The following is a 20,970-nucleotide window of genomic DNA, read 5'->3' on the forward strand; positions in this document are numbered from 1 at the left end:
CGTTGGCCGGGCGCCTGTCAGCGACGGGTGACGACGACGGCGTTCGCGGTGACGATGACCGTGATCGCCGCCCACTCGTACGGGCCCGGACTCTCGTCCAGCACGATCAGTCCGACCAGCGCCGCCAGCACCGGGTTGACGCTCATGAACGTGCCGAACAGCCGGGCCGGGACTCGGCGCAGGGCGAGCAGGTCGGCGAGGAAGGGGACGGCGGAGGAGAGGACGCCGGCGGTGACGGCGTAGCCGATCGCCGCGGCGGTCGGCGGGCGGTGGGCCAGCACGACGGCGCCGACGGGGACGTACGCCAGGGCGGACACGGCCGCTGCCGCCGCCGGGCCCTGGACGCCGGGCAGCCGGCGGCCGACCGTGCGGCCCAGCAGGATGTAGCAGGCCCAGCAGACCGCGGCGAGCAGGGCGAGCGCGACGCCCGCGTAGTCGGCGGCGGGGCGCGGGCGGGTGAGGACGACGACGGCCGCGCCGGCGGCCAGCGCGCACACCAGGTCCGCACGGCGCCGGGTGGCGGCGAGCGCCACGGCCAGCGGGCCGAGGAACTCCAGCGTCACCGCGAGGCCGAGGCCGATCCGGCCGATCGCGGTGTACAGGGAGAGGTTCATGACCGCGAACACCGCGGCCAGGCCCAGCACCGGCCACCACTGCTCCCGGGTGAACGTGCGCATCCGCGGCCGGCCCGCCGCCAGCAGCACGGCGCCGGCCACCCACTGCCGTACGGCGACGACCCCCGCCGGGCCGACGACGGGGAACGCCAGCGCGGCGACGGCGGCGCCGGTCTGGTTCGACAGCCCGCTGCCGAGCATCATCGCGACGCCGGCCGCGCGGCCCGCGGGCGGCGCGCTCCCGGGCGGGTCCCCCGGCGGGCCCGCGCGCGGGCGGGCGGCGGTGACGGGCTGCGGGTCCGCGGTCATGGCACGGAGCATGCGCCGCCGGTTCGTATGCGCAAAATGCATGCGAAGCGCGTTCTATACGCTGAAGTCATGGATCTGGAGCTACGGCACCTGCGCTGCCTGGTCGCCATCGTCGACACCGGCAGCTTCACCGACGCCGCCATCGAGCTGGGCGTCTCCCAGGCCGCGGCCTCCCGCACCCTGCTGTCGCTGGAGCGGGTCCTCGGCGTCCGGCTGCTCCACCGCACCAGCCGCAGCGTCACCCCGACCACCGCCGGCGTCCAGGTCCTCGCCCGTGCGCGGCACCTGCTCGCCGAGGCCGACGACCTCGTTGCCGAGGCCACCACCGGCCACACCCGGCTGCGTATCGGGCACGCCTGGTCGGCGGCCGGCCGGCACACCGCGGAGTTCCAGCGCCGCTGGGCCGACCGCCACCCGGACGTGGAGCTGCACCTGATCCGCACCAACTCGGCCACCGGCGGCCTCGCCGAAGGACTCTGCGACCTGGCCATCGTCCGCACCGGCACCGACGAGCGGCGCTACGCCCACGCAGTCGTCGGCCACGAGCGCCGCTACTGCGCGATGGCCGCCGACGACCCCTTCGCCCGCCGCCGCACCCTGGCCCTGGCCGATGTCCGCGAGCGCACCGTGCTCGTCGACCGCCGCACCGGCACCACCACCGCCGCGATGTGGCCGGAGGCGGAGCGGCCGGCGGTGGAGTACACCCGGGACGTCGACGACTGGCTGGCGGACATCGCCACCGGCCGCCGCGTCGGCATCACCCCGGAGAGCACCGTGGCGCAGTACCGCCGCGTCGGCATCGCCTACCGGCCCGTACGCGACGCCCCGCCGGTCGCGGTGCACCTCGTCTGGCGCCGCCACGACCCGCACCCGGCGACCCACGCCGCGGTGGCGCTGCTCCAGGAGCTGTACCGCGAGCACGGCGCGCGCCGCGGCGGGAAGACCCGGCGGACGCGGGGGCGTTGACAGGGGTGGGGCGAGCACGGAGACTCGGCGGGTAGCCCGAAGTGAACAGTCGTGCGCCAGGCGAACGCGCGGCCCCGCCAGCCGGGGAGCCGCGCCGGAGCCGGCCCTCGCCTCGCCCCCGGGAGGTGCACACCCGTGGCCGCCGGAGCACCCTTGACCCAGCGTCAGGTCTCGGACGAGATCACCGCCGCCCACCGGGCCACCGCCGCCGCCGTGGCCGCCGGCGCTCCCGCCCCCCGCCACCCGGCCCGCGACTTCGCCCCGTACCGCAGCACCGTCCTGCGCCACCCCCGCCGCGCGCCGCTGCCGCTCGCCGACCCCGACGCCGCCGAACTGCACGGCCCCGTCTTCGGCGCCACCGACGTCACCGAGCCGGACGCCGACCTCACCCGGCAGCACCCCGGCGAGCCGCTGGGCGAGCGGATCACCGTCACCGGGCGCGTACGGGACCGGCGGGGCCGGCCGGTGCGCGGGCAGCTCGTGGAGGTGTGGCAGGCCAACGCGGCCGGCCGGTACGCGCACCGGCGCGACCGCCACCCGGCGCCTCTGGACCCGCACTTCACCGGCGTCGGCCGCTGCCTCACCGACGACGAAGGCGGCTACCGCTTCACCACCGTCCGGCCCGGCGCGTACCCCTGGCGCAACCACGAGAACGCCTGGCGCCCCGCCCACCTGCACTTCTCCTTCTTCGGCAGCGCCTTCACCCAGCGCCTGGTGACCCAGATGTACTTCCCCGGCGACCCCCTCTTCCGCTACGACCCGATCCTCCAGTCCGTCACCGACCCCGCCGCCCGCGCCCGGCTCGTCGCGACGTACGACCACGCGCTGTCCGTGCCCGAGTGGTCCCTCGGCTACCGCTGGGACGTCGTCCTCGACGGGCCCGCCGCCACCTGGGCCGAGCCGGGGGAGGCCGGCCGCTGATGCACGAGCCCACCCCGTCCCAGACCGTGGGCCCCTTCTACGGCTACGCGCTGCCGTTCCCCGGCGGCGGCGACGTCGCCCCCGCCGGGCACCCGGACACCGTCACCGTCCACGGCCGCGTCCACGACGGCGCCGGCGCACCGGTGCCGGACGCGCTGCTGGAGTTCTGGCAGGCCACCCCCGGCGGCTCGCTCGCCGGCCGGCCCGGATCGCTGCGCCGCGACCCCGTCACCGGCGGGTTCCTCGGCCGCAACGGCGTGGACTTCACCGGCTTCGCGCGCGTGGCCACCGACGCGGACGGCCACTGGACGGTGCGTACGCTGCCGCCGCCCGCGGCCCGGCCGTACCTCGCGGTCTGCGTCTTCGCCCGCGGCCTGACCCACCACCTGTACACCCGCGCCTACCTCGCCGGCCCGCCCGCCGGGGACCCGGTGGCCGCGCTGCCCGGAGAACTGCGCGCGACGCTGCTCGCGCGCGCCGAGGGGGAGCGGACGTACCGCTTCGACGTGCACCTCCAGGGAGAGAAGGAGACGGTCTTCCTTGACATCCGCGCGCTTCCCGGGCCCCGTTGAGTACGGCCGGAACGTGACCGGGGTACGGACGTGACCGGGGTACGGAACGGGGGCGGCGCCGGCCGCCGGGCACCCGGGACCGGGAGCCGCGTCACCACCGCGACCCTGCTGCACCACCGCGTCGAAGGCCCCGCCGGCCGGCCCGTGCTCGTCCTCGGACCGTCCCTCGGCACGTCCACCGCCGTCTGGGACGCGCAGGTGCCCGCGCTCGCCCAGGTGTTCCGCGTGGTGCGCTGGGACCTGCCCGGGCACGGCCGCTCGCCGGCCGGTCCGTTCGGCGCCGGCGGCACCGTGGCGCAACTCGCCCGCCTCGTCCTCGGTATCGCGGACGCCCTCGGCGTCGACCGCTTCCACTACGCGGGCATCTCGCTCGGCGGCGCCGTCGGCACCTGGCTCGCCGCGCACCGCCCCGACCGCATCGACGCGCTCGCCCTGGTCTGCACCTCGGCCCGCTTCGGGCCGCCGGCCCGCTGGCGCGAACGTGCCGCCCTGGTCCGCGCCAAGGGCACGGCCCCGCTCGCCGACACCGCCGCGGAGCGCTGGTTCACCCCGGAGTTCGCGGCCGGCGGCGCCCCGGCCGTACGGACCCTGACGGCCGCCCTGCGGGCCGCCGACCCGGCCGCGTACGCCGCCTGCTGCGACGCGCTCGCCGCCCTCGACCTGCGCCCGGACCTCCACCGCATCACCGCACCCACCCTCGTCGTCGCCGGCCGGCACGACGTGGCGACCCCGCCCGCGCACGCCCGCGCCCTGGCCGACGGCATCGCCGAGGCCGCCCTCGTCGAACTGCCCCGCACCGGCCACCTCGCGCCCGTCGAGCGGCCGGAGGCCGTACTGGCCGCGCTGCTCGCCCACTTCGAGCCCGCGGTCCACGGCCCCGGCAGCCGCTACGGCGCCGGCTGAACCCGGCGCCGGCCCACCCGTCCGCGGCCGGGCGGTCGTTGTCGTACAGGCGACATGTCGCAAGCCCGGCACCGCAGAGATCGTGACAGCCGGCCGGTAGGGACCGAAAGCTTGCCCCGTGCATCTACGACGAGTAAAGCTGCCGGCGCTCGCCACCGCGGGCGCGCTCCTGGTCACCCTGGCGCCATCCGCGACCCAAGCAGCCGCCTCACCCGGCGGCGCGGCGGTCGCGGAGCAGGCGTCAGGTTCCTCGCTCAGCACCGTCACGCTCGTCACCGGCGACCGCGTACGGCTTGAGCGCTTCCCCGACGGCCGGCAGGCCGCCACCGTGACGCCGCGCGCCGGCGCCGACGCGGGCGGCGGCTTCGAGCAGCTCGAAATCGACGGCGATCTGCACGTCATCCCCACCGACGCGGTGCCCTACGTGGGCTCCGGCGCCGTGGACCGCGACCTCTTCAACATCACCGAACTGGTCGCACAGGGCTACGGCGACGAGCACGGCAAGCGGCTCCCGCTGATCGTGTCGTACGCCCGGGGCGCCCGCGCCGCCGACGCCGCGGAACTGCCCGGGGTGCGCGCGGGCGCCGCGCTGCCGAGCCTGAACGCCCGGGCCGTCGAGGCCGGCAAGGACAAGGCCGACCGCTTCTGGGAGGCCGTCGACGACGACCGCGCGAGTGCCCGGACGGCGGCGGCGCCGAAGCTCGCCGGCGGCATCGAGCGCATCTGGCTGGACGGCAGGGTCAGCGCCTCGCTCGACCGCAGCGTCGCGCAGATCGGCGCGCCCGAGGTCTGGCAGGGCGGCCACGACGGCAAGGGCGTCACCGTCGCCGTGCTGGACACCGGCATCGACGCCGAACACCCGGACCTCGTCGGCAAGGTCGCCGAGGCCCGCAACTTCTCCGACAGCCCCACCACCGGCGACGCCTTCGGCCACGGCACGCATGTCGCGGCCACCGTCGCCGGCACCGGCGCCGGCTCCGACGGCTCCCGCAAGGGCGTCGCGCCCGGCGCCCGGCTGCTGGTCGGCAAGGTCCTCGGCGACGACGGCTTCGGCTCCGAGTCGCAGGTGCTCGCCGGCATGGAGTGGGCCGCGGGCGCCGGCGCCGACGTCGTCAACATGAGCCTGGGCACCGACGCGCCCACCGACGGCACCGACGCGCTGAGCCTCGGCCTGAACCGGCTCACCGCCGAGACCGGCACGCTCTTCGTCGCCTCGGCCGGCAACTCGGGACCGGGCTCGGCCACCGTCGGCTCGCCCGGCTCCGCCGACGCCGCGCTCACCGTCGGCGCCGTCGACCGCGACGAGTCGCTGGCCGACTTCTCCAGCCGCGGCCCCCGCTTCGGCGACCTCGCGGTCAAGCCCGACATCACCGCGCCCGGCGTGGACATCGTCGCCGCCCGCGCGGCCGGCACCGCCATGGGCACGCCCGTCGACGACCTCTACACCGCCGCCTCCGGCACCTCCATGGCCGCGCCGCACGTCGCCGGCGCCGCCGCGCTGCTCGCCCAGCGCCACCCCGACTGGACCGCGCAGCAGCTCAAGGACGCCCTGGTCAGCACCGCGCGGCGGCACGACGACCTGACGGTCTACGAGCAGGGCGGCGGGCGCGTGGACGCCGCGCGCGCCGACGCCCAGCAGGTGTACGCCACCGGCACCCTCGGCTTCGGCGGAGTCGACGAGGGCGGCGAGCCGGTCCGGCGCGAGATCACGTACACCAACGCCTCCGACGCGGCCGTGACCCTGACGCTCGACGCCTCGCTGCGCGCCGCGAACGGCGAGCCGGTCCCGGCCGACGCCGTGGGCCTGCCGGACGGCGGCACCGTCGAGATCGCCGCGGGCGGCACCGCGACCGTCCCCGTCACCCTCGACCCGGCGGGGCTGCGCCCCGGCCGCTACGGCGGGTACGTCACCGCCACCGCCGGCGAGACCGTCGCCCACACCACCATCGGCGCCGTCCGCGAGGCACCCACGCGCACCGTCACGCTGCGCGGCATCGACCGCTCCGGGCAGCCCGCCTTCGTCAACCCCGTCACGCTCTTCGGCCAGGACGACCGCTACGACGTCGTCAAGTACATCCCCGAGGGCCGGTCGCTGACCGTCCGGGTGCCGGAGGGCGACTACTTCCTGCACGCGGTGATCTCCGACAAGATCCCCGGCGGCAGCGTCGACAGCCTCGTCGTCGACCCGCAGCTCAAGGTGGACCGCGACCTGGAGGTCGTCCTCGACGCCCGCGAGGCCAACGAGGTGAGGATCGAGACCCCGAAGCCGGCGGTGCAGGAAGCCGTCATGAGCTTCTACAGCCACCGCGAGTTCGGCAGCCGCAGCATCTCCCACGGGCACATGGAGTTCAGCGTCGACGGCCGCAAGCTCTACGTGACGCCGACCGGCAAGGCCCGCGAGGGCGTCTTCGAGGTCTCCTCCCGCTGGCAGTTGGAGGCCCCGATGCTGACCGGCACCGTCCGCGGGTCCGGGTCGCACGGGCGCAAGGACATCGACGCCGTACGGCTGATGGGCCGCTCCCCGGCCCTGGACGGCACCCGGCGGCTGCCGCTGGTCGACGCCGGCGCGGGCACGGAGGCCGACTTCGCGGCCCTCGCCGACGACGGCGGCCCGGCCGGCACCGACCTCTCCGACGCCGCCGTGCTGGTCGACGGCGCCTCCCCGCAGGACGAGAACGCGGTCCGCCGCGCCGCCGCCGCGGGGGCGCGTTACGTCATCGTCGTCTGCCCGGAGGGCACGCCCGGCTGGAGCGTGTGGCGGCCCGGCGGCGACCGGCTGCCCGCGGTGGGCGCGATGGTCCGCTACGACGTGGGCAGGGAGTTGCGCGCGGCGCTGGCCGCGGGCCGGGCGACGGTCGAACTGCGCGGCACGCCCGCGAGCCCGTACCTGTACGACGTGATGCAGGTGGCCGAGCAGCGGGTGCCCGAGCGGGTGGTGCACCGGGTGAACGGCTCGAACACCGCCACCGTCCGGACCGCTTACCGCGACTCCGGCGGCAACCCCTGGACGAAGGAGCAGCGCTTCGGCTGGCGGCCGTGGATGGGGACGGCGATCAACCAGTACCAGCGGCACGTGCCCACCCCGCACGAGCGCACCGAGTACGTGAGCGCCGGCGACACCCTCTGGCGCCACAACGTCCACCACCGCTACACCTACGACACCTTCAACCCGCTGGCCGGCGGCATGATCCAGGAGGCCCGCACCTACCGGGCCGGCCAGCAGGTCAGGGAGACCTGGTTCGCGCCCGTGGTACGGCCCGCGATCCCCCGCGGCGTGGCCGGGCTGACCTCGTACCGCGAGGGCGACCAGCTCACCATCCGCATCCCGGAGTTCGCCGACTCCCAGGACGGCCACTACAGCCGCCTGGACGGCGGTGACTGGGACGGCACCCCGGCGGACAAGGCGTCGGCGGCGCTCTACCGCGACGGCGAGAAGCTGGCCGAAGACCGCGTCGCCTGGGGCACGTTCCCCGCGGGCGGCGACGGCGGGAAGGGCAGGTACCGGCTGGACCTCGCGGTCGACCGGACCACCCCGGAGTGGCGCACGTCGGTGAGCACGCGCACCAGTTGGTCGTTCGCCGCCGACCGCCCGGCGGCGGGCAAGCAGCAACTGCTGCCGCTGGTGCAGTTGGACTACGACGTGGCGACCGACGCGCGGGGCGCCGCGCCCGGCGGGCGGCTCGCGTCGTTCGACGTCATGGCGCGCCACCAGGACGGCATCGACGGGCGGCGCATCAGGAAGATGGAGGTCTCCGCCTCCTTCGACGACGGCGCCAACTGGCGGGACGCCGTGGTGATGCGCTGGTGGGACGGCGGCTACCGCGTCTGGCTGCGGCACCCCCCGGTGGGTGACGACGGCGGCTTCGTCTCGCTGCGCGTCAAGGCGTGGGACGACGCCGGCAACAGCGTCGACCAGACGGTGAAGCGGGCCTACGCGCTGAGGTGACACCCGCCGCCACCGGTGCGGCCGGAGCGATCCGGCCGCACCGGTGCGGGGTGGGCAGCCCTGTCCGGGAGGTCTCCGGGCAGGCCACTCCCGCCGTACGGGCACACGTGAGCCCTACGGGCACACGTGAGCCGTGCGTCGCCGTACGGTACGGGTCCCGCCCTCAGCCGCCCGCGCCGTCACGCCCGCATCCGGCCGCCGCCGTCACGGCAGCCAGTCGCGGCGGGCCGCCTGCCACACCAACTGCGCCCGCGTGTCCGCCCCCACCCGGCCCATCATGTCCCGCAGCCGGCGCTGCACCGTGCGCTGGCTGATGCCGAGCTGCGTCGCGATCGCCTTGTCCGCGAGCCCCGCCACCACCAGCGACAGCAGATAGCGCTCGTCCTCCGCCAGCGCCGGGCCCGCCGCTCCGGCGCCGTCGCCGAGCCCGGCCAGCTCGCCCGCCCCGGTCACGTGCAGCGGGGACGCCGCGGCCCACTGGCTCTCGAAGAGCGCGATGAGCGCGTCCAGCAGCGCGCTGCTGCGTACCACCGCCACCGTCGGCTCGCCGAACCTGCTGTCCGCGCTCGGCACCAGCGGGCACAGCGCCAGCGCCCCGTCCGCGATCATCAGCCGCACCGGCAGCGCGCTCGCCGCCCGCGCCGCCTCGCCCGCGCGGACGCCGAGGGCGACGTTGCCCAGCATCCCGGGCTCCTCCAGCAGGGCGCGCTCGTAGATCACGCGGTAGCGCACGCCCTTGGCGAGCATCTCGAACTCCTCGTCGTTGTCCTCCGAAGGCATCGCCACGTGCCCGGCCTTGCACAGCGCCAGCACCTCCCTCCGCGAGCCGTACGCGAGGTCGCGTATCTGCTGCCGGATCGCGGCCACGCCGGTGACGACCTCGACGAGCTGCCGCCCGTCGCGGCGCCGGCCGCCCGCCCGGAACTCCTCGGTCAGCTCCGTCACCCCGCGTCTGGCCCGCTCCAGCGCCTCCTGCCCGCGCAGCAGCCGCGGCCCCAGCGCCACGTCGGGCGCCACGGGCACGAAGTGACCCGATCCGCCCGGGCGTTGCTCCGGGCCGCTGACCAGCCCCTTCTCGTGCAGCGAGGTCAGCAGTGACTCCGCCCGCGGCCGGTCGAGGCCCAGCTCGCCCGCCACGGTCTGCGCGTCCGCGCCGTGCAGCCCGACCAGCAGCCGGTACACGCGTTCCTCCGTCGGTTCGACACCCGCCGGCTCCAGCACCGTCTCTCACGCTCCTTCCGCACGGGTCTCCGCCGCCGTACGCCCTGTCTGGCCAATGGCCGACATGGCGACAAGTCGCCAGCAGAAACCGCTTCCTGGGCGGCGGACGAGCGGGTTACAACCCAAGTCATGCATCGTTCGCCCCGGCGTTATCTGCCCATCCGCGTCGCCGTGCTCGGCTGCCTCGCCTCCTTGCTGGCCACCGTGCCCTCTCTAGCCACAGCGCTGCCGGAATCGTCAGTGTCACACCCGGCGGCATCCGACTTGGCAACCACGTCCGCCCCAGGGGCCACTGCCGACCCCTCGTCCGGCCCCGACGACGGTGCCGCGGCCCGGGCGGAACCGGGCACCGAGGTCACGCTCGTGACGGGCGACACCGTCACCCTCGGCCCCCTCGCCGACGGCCGTCCCACCGTCTCCGTCGCGCCCGCCGAAGGCGCCGCGGGACGCACGTCGTTCACGACCCTGCACGAGGGCGGCGACGTGTACGTCATCCCCGACGAGGTGGCCGGCCTGGTGCCCGGCGTCCTGGACATCGAGCTGTTCAACGTCACCGCGCTGGCCGCGATGGACTACGGCGACGCCGCCACCGGCACCCTCCCGCTGATCGTCCGCGGCCCCCGCCCGCTGGCCGCGCTGGACGCGGCCGGCGACGCCCGCAGGCTGCCCAGCATCGACGCCACCGCCGTCGCCGTACCCAAGGACGCCGCCGCCGCGTTCGCCGACCGGCTCACCGACCCCGCCGGGCCCCGGGCCGCGGCCGGGGTGACGCGGGTGTGGCTGGACCGCGAGGTCCGGGCGACCGAACTCGACTGGAACCTCGGCATGATCGGCGCCCCCGAGGCGTGGGGCAGCGGCCTGAGCGGCGCCGGGATCGACGTCGCCGTACTCGACTCCGGCATCGACGCCGACCACCCCGACCTGCGCGGCCAGGTGGCCGCCGCCGAGGACTTCACCGGCAGCGGCTCCACCGGCGACCCGCACGGCCACGGCACGCACGTCGCCTCGATCGTCGCCGGCACCGGCGCGGCGGCCGACGGCGCCCGCCGCGGCGTCGCCCACGGCGCCCGGCTGCTCAACGCCCGGGTGCTGGACGACGCGGGCCGGGGGCAGTCGTCCTGGGTCATCGCGGGCATGGAGTGGGCCACCGCGCAGGGCGCCGAGGTGGCGAACCTCAGCCTGGGCGCGCAGCCGGGGGAGGGCGACGACCCGGTCGCCCTCGCGCTGGACGCGCTCACCGCGGACGCCGGCACCCTCTTCGTCGCGGCGGCGGGCAACTCGGGCCCGTTCGGCGGCTCCATCCAGTCGCCGGGCATCGCGCGCAGCGCGCTGACCGTCGGCGCCGCGGTCCGCAGCGGCAAGGCGGCGTTCTTCTCCAGCGTCGGGCCGACCCACGCCACGTTCCGCGCCAAGCCCGACCTGATGGCACCCGGCAGCGGCATCGCGGGCGCCCGCTCCGGCGGCGGCACGGCCGATCCGTACACCGAGAAGGAAGGTACCTCGCAGGCCGCGCCGCACGTCGCCGGCGCCGCCGCACTGCTGCTGGAGAAGCACCCCGGCTGGAACTGGGAGCGGGTCAAGACCGCGCTCATGACCACCGCCGACGGGGACGCCGGCAAGACGCAGTCGCAGTACACCGGCGCGGGCATGCTCGACCTGCCCGGCGCCGTCTCCGACACCCTGGAGTTCGACCGCGGCAACGTCGACTTCGGCTACCTCCGCCACCCCGACGGCTCCGAGCCGCGGTCCGTCGAGGTCTCCGTCACCAACAACGGCACCGAGCCCGAGCACCTGGACCTCTCCGACAACGCCCGCGACGTCTACGGCGGCGAGGCGCCCGAGGACCTCCTGACCGTCAGCCCCGCCCGGGTCACCGTGGCACCCGGCGAGACGCGGACGATCACGGCCACCCTCACCCCCGGCACGGTGCCGCCGCGCGTCTACGCGGGCGGGGTCGTGGTCGAGCGCGACGGCGGCGGCGACACCGTCACCCTGCCGTTCAACGCCTACCTCGAACCGCCCCGGCACGACATCCGGCTCACCGTGCTCGACCGGCACGGCGAGCCCTGGGCCGGCGGCACCGTGTGGCTCGGCAACATGGACGAGTACCGCCCGGTGAGCGGCGGCGGCTCCCAGACCGTGCACCTGGACGGGAACGGGCAGGGCACGGCCAGAATGCTGCCCGGGTCGCTCAGCGTGATGGCGAAGGTGGAGACCCCGGCGCGCGACGGCTCCCCGGCCACGGTCGCGTTCGCCGGCTCGCCGGAGGTCATGCTCGACGGCGACATCGAGTACACCATCGACGCCCGCAAGGCGAAGCAACTGCGGCCCGCGCGGGTCGCGGGGGCGAAGACCGAGGCCCGGCACGTCTCCGTCCACTACCAGCGGGGCGACGCCGCCAAGGGCAACGGCATCGGGGACGGCATCTATGCCAGCGGCGAAGAGGTCGCCGACGGACGGGTGTTCCTCCAGCCGACCGGCCCGGTCGACAGCGGCACCGTGGCGTTCGAGACGCGCTGGCGGCTGGACGCGACGGGCCCGGAGCGCGGCCGGCAGGCGGACGCGTACGAGCTGGTGCTCGGCGGCGAGAAGGTCGCCGACCCGCCCGTCTACGACGTCTCCCGCGCCGAGGTCCGCGACCTCGCCCGGCTGACGGCCGACTACCGCTCGCTGCTCGGCCGCCCCGACCGGTACGTCGAGTCGCGTGCCGCCTACTCCACCCGGATCCGCGCCTCCTACTCCATGAGCGAGGAGTTGGACGTGCCGCAGCGCAGGACCGAACTGGTCACGGCCGGCCCGGAGGTGCGCTGGAAGCACTGCCTGGGCGTGCCGTCTGCGGGCGGCTTCTCGCTGTGCGAGCCGATGACGGCGTACGAGCACGGGGAGCGGCACGCGCCCGTGTGGTTCGGCGGCGTGGCACCGGCGGTGGTCGCCGGCAACCACTACGACACCAGCCTCTCCGTGCCCGTCGACCTCAGCGACGGCGAGCACAGCGGCCAGGAGCCGGACCGCAGCGCGTTCGGCGACCAGAGCCTGCGGCTGTACCGCAACGGCACCGAGGTGCAGCCGCGCAACCCCGACAGCTCGTACTTCGACATCCCCTCACAGGCCGCGACGTTCCGCCTGGAGCACACCGCGCACCCGGACACGGCGCGGCTGCCGATCGGCAGCCGCACGCAGACCAGTTGGACCTTCCCCTCCCGCGGGCCGGAGCAGCCCGGCGGGCCGGCCGTCAAGCCGCGACTGCTCACCGTCGACTACCGGCCGCCGACCCGCGACGACGGCACCCTGCGCGCCGGCGTGCCGCTGGTGCTGGGGGCCCGGCTGGTGTCCTCCGAGAGCCCGAGCGACTGGCGCAAGGAGCACGGGAAGCTGCGGCTGTGGGTGTCCACCGACTCCGGTGAGCGCTGGCACCGCATGCTGGCCGTGCCGCTGCCCGACGGGTCGGTGGCGGCAGTGGCGCCCGGGGTGCGGCTGCGCGCGGGCGACGCCGTCTCGGTACGTGTCGAGGGCTCGGCCGCCGAAGGCCGGACCGTCGACCAGACCATCGTCGACGCCTACCCGGTGCGCTGAGGCGCAGCGGGAGCGGCGACGGTGGCGGGGGCCGCTGCGTGACCGGCGGGCGCAGCGGCCCCTGACACCCCCGAGGCGATGCGCAGGGCCTCCACGAGATCGCGGTAGAGCGCGTCGGCGGCGACCAGTTCGCCGTGGGTGCCGCGGGCGCGGATCCGGCCGGACTCCATCACCACGATGGTGTCCGCGTCGATCACGGTCGACAGCCGGTGCGCGATCGTGACGACGGCGCCGGCCCGCGCCCGGGTGCGTATGCACTCGTGGACCGCGGCCTCGGTGAGCGCGTCGAGCTGGGCGGTGGCCTCGTCCAGCAGCAGCACGTCGGGCTCGCGCAGCAGCGCGCGGGCCAGCGCGATGCGCTGGCGCTCGCCGCCGGAGACGGCGGTCGAGGACAGCTCGGTGTCCAGCCCGTCGTCGAGGCTGTCGACCTTCTCCGCAAGCCGCACGTCGTGCAGCACCCGGCGCAGGCCCTCCTCGGTGGCGTCGGGGCGGGAGAACACCAGGTTGTCGCGGATGGTGCCCGGGACGACCGGGGTGTCCTGCTCCACGTACGCCAGCCGGGAGCGGATCGCGCTGTGGCTCAGCTCGCGGTACGGCCGCCCGTCGAGCGTCAGCAGACCCTCCTGCGGCTCCAGGAACCGCAGGACCAGCGAGAGCAGCGTCGTCTTGCCGGCGCCGGAGGGGCCCACGATCGCGGTGTGCCCCCGGCGCGGCACCGCGAGGTCGATACCGCGCACCGCGGGCTCGCGGCCCGGCCCGTACCCGGCGGTGACGCCGCGCAGTTCGAGCACGGCACCTGCGCCCGAGCCCTTCTCCGCCCGTTCGTCCGCCGCGCCGGGGGGCGTGGCGGCCTTCCGTGACGGGCTGCCCGCCGCGCCGGCCGACTCGTCCTCGGTGGTCAGCTCGTCCACCGCGCGGATGCGCCTGGCCGCCGCGATGCCCGACTGGAGTTCCGACGTGTGCTCGCTCAGCTCGGTCACCGGTCCCATCAGCCCGAAGGCGTAGAGCAGGAAGGCGATGAGCCCGGAGACCTCCAGGGTCCCGGCGTCCACGCGCCACGCGCCGATGCCGAGCACCAGGATGATCGCCAGCTCGATGCCCGTCCAGGCGATCACCCAGACCGTCGCCTCCAGCCGGATCGCCTTGAGCCCGTGGTCGCGCGCGGCACGGGCGTCCTGCGCTATCCGGTCGGCCTGGCGCTCCTCGGCGCCGCCGGCCTTGACCGTCCGCACGGCGCGCAGCGCCCCTTCGAGCCGCCCGCCGAGCCTGCCCACGTGCTCCTGCGCCTGCTCCTGCGCCCGCGCGATGCCGGGCATGAGCGTGGCGAAGAGCACCACGACGACGACCACGGCCGCGACGGTGGTCGCGAGCAGCGCGAGGTCGAGCACGGCCATCATCGCCAGCGTGCCGACCAGCATGACCACCCCGTTGACCAGGCCGACGATCGCGCCCGAGGCGGAGGCGTGCAGCAGCGTCGTGTCGGAGACGGCCCGGGATACCAGCTCGCCGGGCGGCCGGGCGGTCACGCCCGGCACCGTGGCCCGGAAGAAGCGGCGCACCATCGACTCGCGCGCGTCCAGCACCACGCGCTCGCCGACCGTGCCGAGGAGCACCCACTGCCGGTGCCCGACGACCGCGCCGACGACCATCAGCACCAGGAGCGTGACGACCGGGCCGGTGAGCGAGGCGTCGTCGGCGAGGGAGTCGAGCACCCACTTCGTCACCATCGGGGACGCGAGGCCGAGGGCGGAGCCGGCGAGCGCCAGCAGCAGGCCGAGGGCCAGGACCCGCCGGTGGGGCCTGGCGAACGACCAGAGGATGCGCACACTTTCCGGAACACTCATGCCCGGAAGTAGAACACTCATGTTCCATTCTCGTCAATCGCGTTCCATTCTGGGGAGGGCGGTACGGTATGGGCATGGACACCGCAGTGAGCAGCACCGGAGCGCGGGCCCGGACACGGCGCGCCATCCTCGACGCCGGCACCTCGGTGCTCGCCCAGAACCCGGCGGCCTCGCTGGCCGACGTGGCGGCGGCGGCCGGCGTCGGGCGGACCACGGTGCACCGCTACTTCGCCGAGCGCTCCGACCTCGTGTCCGCCATCGGCGCGGACGTCCTCGACAAGATCGGCGCCGCCACCCACCGCGCCCGCCCCGACGACGGCCCCGCGCTCACCGCGCTGGAGCGGGTCTGCCAGGAGTACTTCGAACTCGGCGAGAGCCTCGCGATCATCTTCGACGAGTCGATGGCCGCGACCTGGAACTGGGAGAGCTGGGAGGAGGAGACCGAGGCCGACCGCGCGCTCGCCCGGCTCGTCGACCGCGGCCGCGAAGAAGGCGCGCTGGACACCCGGTTGGACACCGACTGGATCGTCCAGGTGCTCTGGTCGCTGCTGTACGTCGCCTGGCAGCGCAACCGCGGCGGCGACACCAAGCACAACGCGCTGAGCCTGTGCCTGCACACCCTCGGAAAGTCCGTCGGCGCACCTTCGTGACCCGCCCCGCCCACCCCGCCGCCTCGGCTAGCAGAGATCCGATCAATTGCCGCCGAAGGCATCGATCTTCGTTCCGCGGGGTGTCGCAGGAGTCGATCGATCTGGTAAATATGCAGATCGTGTTGCGTACTAACGGGTGCCCCTCCTGACGGGCCCGTGCCCGCCGGGAGAGTCATCGGATGACAGGAGGCCATTTCAGGATGAAGGACTTCGACGGGCTCAAGGCTGTCGTGACCGGCGGGGCTTCGGGGATCGGGCTGGCCACCGCGCGGCTGCTGGCCGAACGCGGCGCCCAGGTCGCCGTCCTCGACCTCAACGCCGACGACGTACCGCAACCCCTGCGCGGTCACCGCGCGGACGTCTCCGACGACGCCTCCGTCACCGCCGCCGTCAGCGACGCGGCCGGCGCCCTGCGCGGCATCGACGTCCTGGTCAACAACGCCGGCATCGGCGCCGCCGGCACCGTCGAGGACAACGACGACGCCGAGTGGCACCGCGTCCTGGACGTCAACCTGCTCGGCGTCGTACGCACCACCCGCGCCGCACTGCGCCACCTGCGCCGCTCCGCACACCCGGCGATCGTCAACACCTGCTCCATCGCCGCCACCGCCGGCCTCCCGCAGCGCGCCCTGTACTCCGCCACCAAGGGCGCGGTGCTGTCGCTGACGCTCGCGATGGCCGCCGACCACGTACGCGAGGGGATCCGGGTCAACTGCGTGAACCCCGGCACGGCGGACACCCCCTGGGTCGGCCGGCTGCTGGAGCAGGCCCCCGACCCCGCCGCCGAGCGCGCCGCGCTCCAGGCCCGCCAGCCGATGGGCCGCCTGGTCACCGCGGGGGAGGTCGCCGCGGCCATCGCCTACCTCGCGAGCCCGGCCGCCGCCTCGGTCACCGGCACGGCACTGGCCGTCGACGGCGGCATGCAGGGACTGCGCCTGCGCGCCCCGGAGCCCGGCCGGTGAGGGTCGCCCTGCGCACGAAGGTCCGCGCCGACCGCATCGAGGAGTACGAGGCCGCCCACCGCGAGGTCCCCGAGGAGCTGACCGCGGCCATCCGCGCCGCCGGCGCCACCTCCTGGACGATCTGGCGCAGCGGCACCGACCTGTTCCACGTCATCGAGTGCGCCGACTACGCCCGCCTGCTCGCCGAGTTGGAGCAGCTGCCGGTGAACGTCGCCTGGCAGGCCCGTATGGCCGAACTCCTCGACGTCGTCCACGACTACACCGACGAGGGTGCGAGCGCGGGTCTTCCCGTCGTCTGGCACCTCTGAGCCGTTCGCCGCCCCCGGACGGCACGCTCACCGGATGCCGCGCTCCCCGAACACCGCTTCACCGAACGCCGCTTCACCGGACACCACACCCGGCCGCGCCCCCCGGGACGCGGCCGAGACCGCCGGAACTCGCTCCCGGACGCCCGCGCTCAGGCGGAAGTCTCCTCGATGGCGTCCGGTGTCGTCGTCCACTCGACCCCGCCGCCGACCGGGACCAGCCACGCCATCCGCGGTCCGGCGACCTGGCGCAGTACGGGGCCCGACCACACCGAGCGGGTCTCGGGCTCGGGGCAGATGGCGCGGAGCACGCCGGTGCGGCCGGAGGTCCGGTCCAGCACGAGCTTGCCCAGCAACGGATGGCGTTCGTGCCCCAGGCCGAGGCCCAGTCTGCTGCTCACGATGCGCTCCTCGGAAGGTTCGTACGCGGTCGAGGATGTGCCCCCTCCCGGCGGTGGTCGGCCGACGGGTCCCGGAGTCGCCAACTGCCGTGCGACCGGACCGCGGTGGGGGCGTGAGCGCGGTCGGCATGGCGGGCAGGTCACCTCACTATGGCGGTCGACAACGGCAGTCCGCAAGCATCGCCCTGATAATTTCAGAATGTGTGCGACCCCCCTGTCCCACTCAGGCGGGCCGTGACACACTCCCGGGGAAGTAGCCGTGCCGGGAGGTAAGGACGTGAGCGAAACACGCTCGGGTGGCGGCAGCGCCCCGACCGTGCTGCGCATGGTCCTGGGCAAACGGCTGCGGCACCTGCGGGAGCAGGCGAAGGTCAGCTTCGACCAGGCCGCGGAGGCCATCGACGTCACGCCGCTGACGGTGCGGCGGATGGAGAAGGCGGAGGTCGGCCTCCGCATCCCCTATGTGCGCGAGCTGCTGCGCACCTACGGCGTCTCCAGCGCCGAGACCGACGACTTCCTGAGGATGGCCAAGGAGGCCAACCAACCGGGGTGGTGGTACAAGTACCGCAACGTCCTTCCCGACTGGTTCCGGGCGTACGTGAGCCTGGAGAGCGACGCCACCGTCATCCGCATCTACGAGCCGCACTACGTCCCCGGGCTGCTCCAGACCCCGGACTACGCCCGCACCCTCTTCCGCATCGGCTTTCCGAACGAGACGGACGAGGGCATCGAGCGGCGCGTGACGCTGCGGACGACCCGCGCGGACCTGCTGACCACACCCAGGCCGCCCGCGATGTGGGCCGTGCTGGAGGAGTCGGTGCTGCGCCGGCCCGTCGGCGGGCGGGACGTGATGCGGGCCCAGATAGACCGCCTGATCGAAGCGATCGAACTGCCGAACGTGAAGTTGCAGATCATGCCGTTCTCGGCCGGGCCGCACCCGGGCGCGTTCGGTCCGTTCCACTACTTCCGCTTCGGCTTCACCGAACTGCCCGACATCGTCTACACGGAGAACCTCACCGGCGCGGTCTACGTGGACCAAGCCGACGACGTCGTCGGGTATCTGGAAACACTCGACCGGATGGCCGTCCAGGCCGATCCGGTGGACCGGACCAGGTCACGCCTGGTGGAGATGCGTAAGGAGTACTGACCATGCGAGCCGACCCCCCAACCTTCCGCAGCGGCGTCCCGGCGACCGAACTCGGCACCGAGGGCTGGCAGAAGCCCTGGAGCGGCACCAACGGCGGGAGCTGCGTCGAGGCCAAGCGCCTGCCCGACGGCAGCATCGCGCTGCGCCAGTCCACCGACCCGACCGGCCCGGCCCTCGTCTACACCCGCGAGGAGATGGTCGCCTTCCTGGAGGGCGCCAAGGCGGGCCACGCCGACTACCTCGTCGACTGACGGACCGGTCGCCTGACCGACCGGACACCTGACGGACCGGCCGACCACCCGCCGACAGCGGGGGAGGGACCGGGGCGGACACCTTTCGTCCGCCCCGGTCCGCCCCACCGCGCGGACCCGGCGAAACGGCCTCGTACGACCGCGAAGTGACAGTACGTTGGACGGCGGCAAGCGCGCGCCGCAGGGCAGGAGATACTCGATGGCAGAAGGCCAGTCCACCCCCGCCGAGGGGGCACTTTCCAAGATCGACACGACCGTGCCGCACTCGGCCCGGATCTGGAACTACTGGATGGGCGGGAAGGACAACTACGCGGTCGACCGCCAGGCCGGCGACGAGTACCGCCAGATCGCCCCGAACATCGAGACGATGGCCCGGGCGTCGCGCGACTACCTGATCCGCACCGTGACCCATGTCGCCGGCGAGGGCGGCATCCGCCAGTTCCTCGACATCGGCACCGGCCTGCCGACATACGACAACACCCACCAGGTGGCCCAGCGCCTCGCACCCGAGTCGCGCATCGTCTACGTCGACAACGACCCCTTAGTACTGCGCCACGCACAGGCCCTGCTGACCAGCACCCGCGAGGGTGTGACCACTTATGTCGACGCCGACCTGCACAAGCCCGAAACGATCCTGGAGCAGGCGCGCAAGACGCTCGACTTCTCCCGGCCGGTTGCCCTGATGCTCATGGGGATCCTCGGCCATATCCGGGACTACGAAGAGGCCAAGTCCATCGTGCGCCGCCTCCAGGCCGCCCTGCCCTCCGGCAGCTACTTCGTGCACTACGACAGCACGGCGACCGACAAGGCGCTCCAGGAAGCCCAGCAGGGCTACGACGACACCGGCGCCGTCCCCTACGTGCTGCGCACGCCGGACGAGATCAGCGTGTACTACGACGGTCTGGAGCTGATCGAACCGGGGATAGTCTCCTGCCCCCTATGGCGGCCCGAGGGCGACACGGATCCGGAGCCCACGGACGTCTACGGCGGGGTCGCGCACAAGTCCTGACCCCGGCCCGGCCGTTCGCGCCGCGCCCGCCGTTGGGTGCCCGCCGCGCCGCGTCCGCCCCGTCGTTCCCGCTGCGCCGTGCCCGTCGCGTTGCCCGCCGCGCTACGGGCGCTGCCCGGCGTCCAGCATCGCCATCACCCGCGCCAGCTGCACCGCCCGGTTCTCGGCCGTCCGCGCGCGCAGCAGCCGCAGGATCACCAGGTAGCGGTCCGTCTTCCCGAGCCCGTCGAAGAACGCCGCCGCCCGCGGGCTGCCCGCCAGGGCCGCCGCCAGGTCGGCCGGCACCTCGGCGTCCTTCTGCGACGCGTACGCCGCCTCCCACCGCCCGTCCGCCTGCGCGGCCCGTACCGCGGCGAGCCCCGGCTCGCGCATCCGCCCGGCCGCCGTCAGTACCTCGACCCGGTCCACGTTCACCCGCGACCACTGGCTGCGCGGCCGGCGCGGCGTGATCTTCCGGAGGAAGCGGTCGTCGTCGTACCGCCTGCGCAGGCCGGTGATCCAGCCGTAGCACAGCACGATGTCGTCCACCTCGGCCATCGTCACGGAGTCGATGCCCGAGCCCTTCTTGGCGACCTTGAGCCACATCCCGGACTGAAGGCCGTGGTGCTCGTCGAGCCAGGACTCCAGCCCGGCCGGGTCGGCGAAGGCGTGGACGGGCGCGCCGTCGGGGGAGTCCGCGTCGGGAGTCCCGCTGCCGGGGGATGCCATGGGGTCGTGTCCTTTCGCCGCCGCTGGGGCCACCGTACGTCGCGCCGGCGATCTTCGGCGCGGGCCGCGGGGGCGGATGTCGTAGCCCGCGGTTAGCGTGGGGGACATGACGACGCACGACGCGCAGCCGACGCTGCGGCCCGCACGCCCCGGGGACGCGGCGGAGGTGGCGCGCCTCTGGCAGAGCGCCTGGCGGGACGCCCACCTGGGGCATGTCTCGGACGAGCTGGTGGCGATGCGCACGCCGGAGTCGTTCGCCGCCCGGGCGGCGGCGCGGGTGCCGGACACGGCGGTCGCGGAAGCCGGCGGCGGCATCGCGGGGTTCGTGACCGTCGTGGGGGACGAGGTCGAGCAGCTCTTCGTGGCCGCGGAGCACCGGGGCACGGGCGTGGCCGCGCTGCTGCTCGCGGAGGGGGAGCGGCGGGTGGCCGCGCGAGGCTACCGGCGGGTCTGGCTCGCGGTCGTGACGGGCAACGCGCGAGCGCGCCGGTTCTACGCCCGGCAGGGCTGGGCGGACGAGGGGCCGGTCGACTACCGGGCGGAGGGCCCGGACGGTCCGGTCTCGGTGCCGTGCCACCGGTACGCGAAGCCGGTGACCGGCGGCGGGGCACCCGGGTAGTAACGGCGGGGGGCCGCACGGGCCTTGGGCCGGCCCGCGGCCCGGAGCG

The 20,970-nt window shown here is 74.8% G+C and carries 18 protein-coding genes; 13 read left to right on the plus strand and 5 right to left on the minus strand.

Going from position 1 to position 20,970, the window contains the following annotated elements:
- Positions 1 to 17 precede the first annotated feature (17 nt).
- Positions 18 to 935, minus strand: coding sequence for an EamA family transporter (locus QBL21_RS14640; RefSeq protein ID WP_407562618.1), 918 nt, complete (start codon positions 933 to 935; stop codon positions 18 to 20).
- Between the two features lie 57 nt (positions 936 to 992).
- On the opposite strand from QBL21_RS14640, the gene QBL21_RS14645 reads away from it, so the two are divergent.
- The 5 genes from QBL21_RS14645 to QBL21_RS14665 all read left to right on the plus strand — a co-directional run bounded on the left by QBL21_RS14645 (position 993) and on the right by QBL21_RS14665 (position 8,231).
- A complete protein-coding gene (locus QBL21_RS14645; RefSeq protein WP_407562619.1) occupies positions 993 to 1,889 on the plus strand; it encodes a LysR family transcriptional regulator in 897 nt (298 codons plus the stop codon).
- A 135-nt stretch (positions 1,890 to 2,024) separates the two neighbouring features.
- Positions 2,025 to 2,810: a protocatechuate 3,4-dioxygenase subunit beta gene (gene pcaH, locus QBL21_RS14650; RefSeq protein ID WP_407562620.1), complete on the plus strand. Its 786-nt coding sequence runs from the start codon at positions 2,025 to 2,027 to the stop codon at positions 2,808 to 2,810.
- Positions 2,810 to 3,382, plus strand: a complete 573-nt coding sequence (gene pcaG, locus QBL21_RS14655) for a protocatechuate 3,4-dioxygenase subunit alpha (protein WP_407562621.1) — start codon at positions 2,810 to 2,812, stop codon at positions 3,380 to 3,382. The genes pcaH and pcaG overlap by 1 nt, the downstream gene beginning before the upstream one ends.
- A gap of 144 nt (positions 3,383 to 3,526) precedes the next feature.
- Positions 3,527 to 4,285 (plus strand): 3-oxoadipate enol-lactonase, encoded by a 759-nt coding sequence (pcaD, locus tag QBL21_RS14660; RefSeq protein ID WP_407566423.1) that lies wholly within the window; start codon positions 3,527 to 3,529, stop codon positions 4,283 to 4,285.
- Between the two features lie 118 nt (positions 4,286 to 4,403).
- A complete protein-coding gene (locus QBL21_RS14665) occupies positions 4,404 to 8,231 on the plus strand; it encodes a S8 family serine peptidase (RefSeq protein ID WP_407562622.1) in 3,828 nt (1,275 codons plus the stop codon).
- Positions 8,232 to 8,435: 204 nt separating this feature from the next.
- Here QBL21_RS14665 and QBL21_RS14670 read toward each other — a convergent pair whose 3' ends face one another.
- The gene (locus tag QBL21_RS14670; RefSeq protein WP_407562623.1) at positions 8,436 to 9,452 is read right to left on the minus strand and encodes a helix-turn-helix domain-containing protein; all 1,017 of its coding nucleotides are present in this window, start codon (positions 9,450 to 9,452) and stop codon (positions 8,436 to 8,438) included.
- 363 nt (positions 9,453 to 9,815) lie between these two features.
- Here QBL21_RS14670 and QBL21_RS14675 point away from each other — a divergent pair, with 363 nt between their 5' ends.
- Complete coding sequence (locus tag QBL21_RS14675) at positions 9,816 to 13,025, plus strand: S8 family serine peptidase (protein ID WP_407562624.1); 3,210 nt, start codon at positions 9,816 to 9,818, stop codon at positions 13,023 to 13,025.
- On the opposite strand, the gene QBL21_RS14680 is transcribed toward QBL21_RS14675, so the two are convergent.
- Positions 13,010 to 14,869, minus strand: coding sequence for an ABC transporter ATP-binding protein (locus QBL21_RS14680; RefSeq protein WP_407562625.1), 1,860 nt, complete (start codon positions 14,867 to 14,869; stop codon positions 13,010 to 13,012). The two genes, QBL21_RS14675 and QBL21_RS14680, sit on opposite strands and share 16 nt — an antisense overlap.
- Positions 14,870 to 14,943: 74 nt before the next feature.
- Here QBL21_RS14680 and QBL21_RS14685 point away from each other — a divergent pair, with 74 nt between their 5' ends.
- From QBL21_RS14685 to QBL21_RS14695, 3 genes are all read left to right on the plus strand, one after another.
- Positions 14,944 to 15,519, plus strand: a complete 576-nt coding sequence (locus QBL21_RS14685) for a TetR/AcrR family transcriptional regulator (protein ID WP_407562626.1) — start codon at positions 14,944 to 14,946, stop codon at positions 15,517 to 15,519.
- Positions 15,520 to 15,719: 200 nt separating this feature from the next.
- The gene (locus QBL21_RS14690; protein WP_407562627.1) at positions 15,720 to 16,481 is read left to right on the plus strand and encodes an SDR family NAD(P)-dependent oxidoreductase; all 762 of its coding nucleotides are present in this window, start codon (positions 15,720 to 15,722) and stop codon (positions 16,479 to 16,481) included.
- Positions 16,478 to 16,789, plus strand: coding sequence for an L-rhamnose mutarotase (locus QBL21_RS14695; RefSeq protein ID WP_407562628.1), 312 nt, complete (start codon positions 16,478 to 16,480; stop codon positions 16,787 to 16,789). The genes QBL21_RS14690 and QBL21_RS14695 overlap by 4 nt, the downstream gene beginning before the upstream one ends.
- 149 nt (positions 16,790 to 16,938) lie before the next feature.
- Here QBL21_RS14695 and QBL21_RS14700 read toward each other — a convergent pair whose 3' ends face one another.
- Positions 16,939 to 17,187, minus strand: a complete 249-nt coding sequence (locus tag QBL21_RS14700; RefSeq protein ID WP_407562629.1) for a hypothetical protein — start codon at positions 17,185 to 17,187, stop codon at positions 16,939 to 16,941.
- A 325-nt stretch (positions 17,188 to 17,512) separates the two neighbouring features.
- On the opposite strand from QBL21_RS14700, the gene QBL21_RS14705 reads away from it, so the two are divergent.
- From QBL21_RS14705 to QBL21_RS14715, 3 genes are all read left to right on the plus strand, one after another.
- Positions 17,513 to 18,334 (plus strand): helix-turn-helix domain-containing protein, encoded by an 822-nt coding sequence (locus tag QBL21_RS14705; RefSeq protein ID WP_407566424.1) that lies wholly within the window; start codon positions 17,513 to 17,515, stop codon positions 18,332 to 18,334.
- Positions 18,335 to 18,336: 2 nt separating this feature from the next.
- Complete coding sequence (locus QBL21_RS14710; protein ID WP_407562630.1) at positions 18,337 to 18,585, plus strand: DUF397 domain-containing protein; 249 nt, start codon at positions 18,337 to 18,339, stop codon at positions 18,583 to 18,585.
- Positions 18,586 to 18,784: 199 nt separating this feature from the next.
- The gene (locus QBL21_RS14715; RefSeq protein ID WP_407562631.1) at positions 18,785 to 19,594 is read left to right on the plus strand and encodes an SAM-dependent methyltransferase; all 810 of its coding nucleotides are present in this window, start codon (positions 18,785 to 18,787) and stop codon (positions 19,592 to 19,594) included.
- A gap of 102 nt (positions 19,595 to 19,696) precedes the next feature.
- Here QBL21_RS14715 and QBL21_RS14720 read toward each other — a convergent pair whose 3' ends face one another.
- The gene (locus tag QBL21_RS14720; RefSeq protein ID WP_407562632.1) at positions 19,697 to 20,302 is read right to left on the minus strand and encodes a YdeI/OmpD-associated family protein; all 606 of its coding nucleotides are present in this window, start codon (positions 20,300 to 20,302) and stop codon (positions 19,697 to 19,699) included.
- A 106-nt stretch (positions 20,303 to 20,408) separates the two neighbouring features.
- Between QBL21_RS14720 and QBL21_RS14725 the strand changes: the two genes are divergently transcribed.
- Positions 20,409 to 20,921: a GNAT family N-acetyltransferase gene (locus tag QBL21_RS14725; protein ID WP_407562633.1), complete on the plus strand. Its 513-nt coding sequence runs from the start codon at positions 20,409 to 20,411 to the stop codon at positions 20,919 to 20,921.
- The last annotated feature ends 49 nt before the right edge of the window (positions 20,922 to 20,970 follow it).

This window comes from Streptomyces sp. 184, from assembly GCF_045781775.1.
GTDB lineage: Bacteria > Actinomycetota > Actinomycetes > Streptomycetales > Streptomycetaceae > Streptomyces.

Excerpts from the sequence above, each read along its gene's own strand:
- QBL21_RS14710 (WP_407562630.1), top strand. The coding sequence starts at position 18,337 with ATGCGAGCCGACCCCCCAACCTTCCGCAGCGGCGTCCCGGCGACCGAA.
- QBL21_RS14690 (WP_407562627.1), top strand. The coding sequence starts at position 15,720 with ATGAAGGACTTCGACGGGCTCAAGGCTGTCGTGACCGGCGGGGCTTCG.
- QBL21_RS14685 (WP_407562626.1), top strand. The coding sequence starts at position 14,944 with ATGGACACCGCAGTGAGCAGCACCGGAGCGCGGGCCCGGACACGGCGC.
- QBL21_RS14645 (WP_407562619.1), top strand. The coding sequence starts at position 993 with ATGGATCTGGAGCTACGGCACCTGCGCTGCCTGGTCGCCATCGTCGAC.
- pcaG (WP_407562621.1), top strand. The coding sequence starts at position 2,810 with ATGCACGAGCCCACCCCGTCCCAGACCGTGGGCCCCTTCTACGGCTAC.
- QBL21_RS14640 (WP_407562618.1), bottom strand. The coding sequence starts at position 935 with ATGCTCCGTGCCATGACCGCGGACCCGCAGCCCGTCACCGCCGCCCGC.
- QBL21_RS14680 (WP_407562625.1), bottom strand. The coding sequence starts at position 14,869 with ATGAGTGTTCCGGAAAGTGTGCGCATCCTCTGGTCGTTCGCCAGGCCC.
- QBL21_RS14725 (WP_407562633.1), top strand. The coding sequence starts at position 20,409 with ATGACGACGCACGACGCGCAGCCGACGCTGCGGCCCGCACGCCCCGGG.
- QBL21_RS14720 (WP_407562632.1), bottom strand. The coding sequence starts at position 20,302 with ATGGCATCCCCCGGCAGCGGGACTCCCGACGCGGACTCCCCCGACGGC.
- QBL21_RS14715 (WP_407562631.1), top strand. The coding sequence starts at position 18,785 with ATGGCAGAAGGCCAGTCCACCCCCGCCGAGGGGGCACTTTCCAAGATC.
- QBL21_RS14705 (WP_407566424.1), top strand. The coding sequence starts at position 17,513 with ATGGTCCTGGGCAAACGGCTGCGGCACCTGCGGGAGCAGGCGAAGGTC.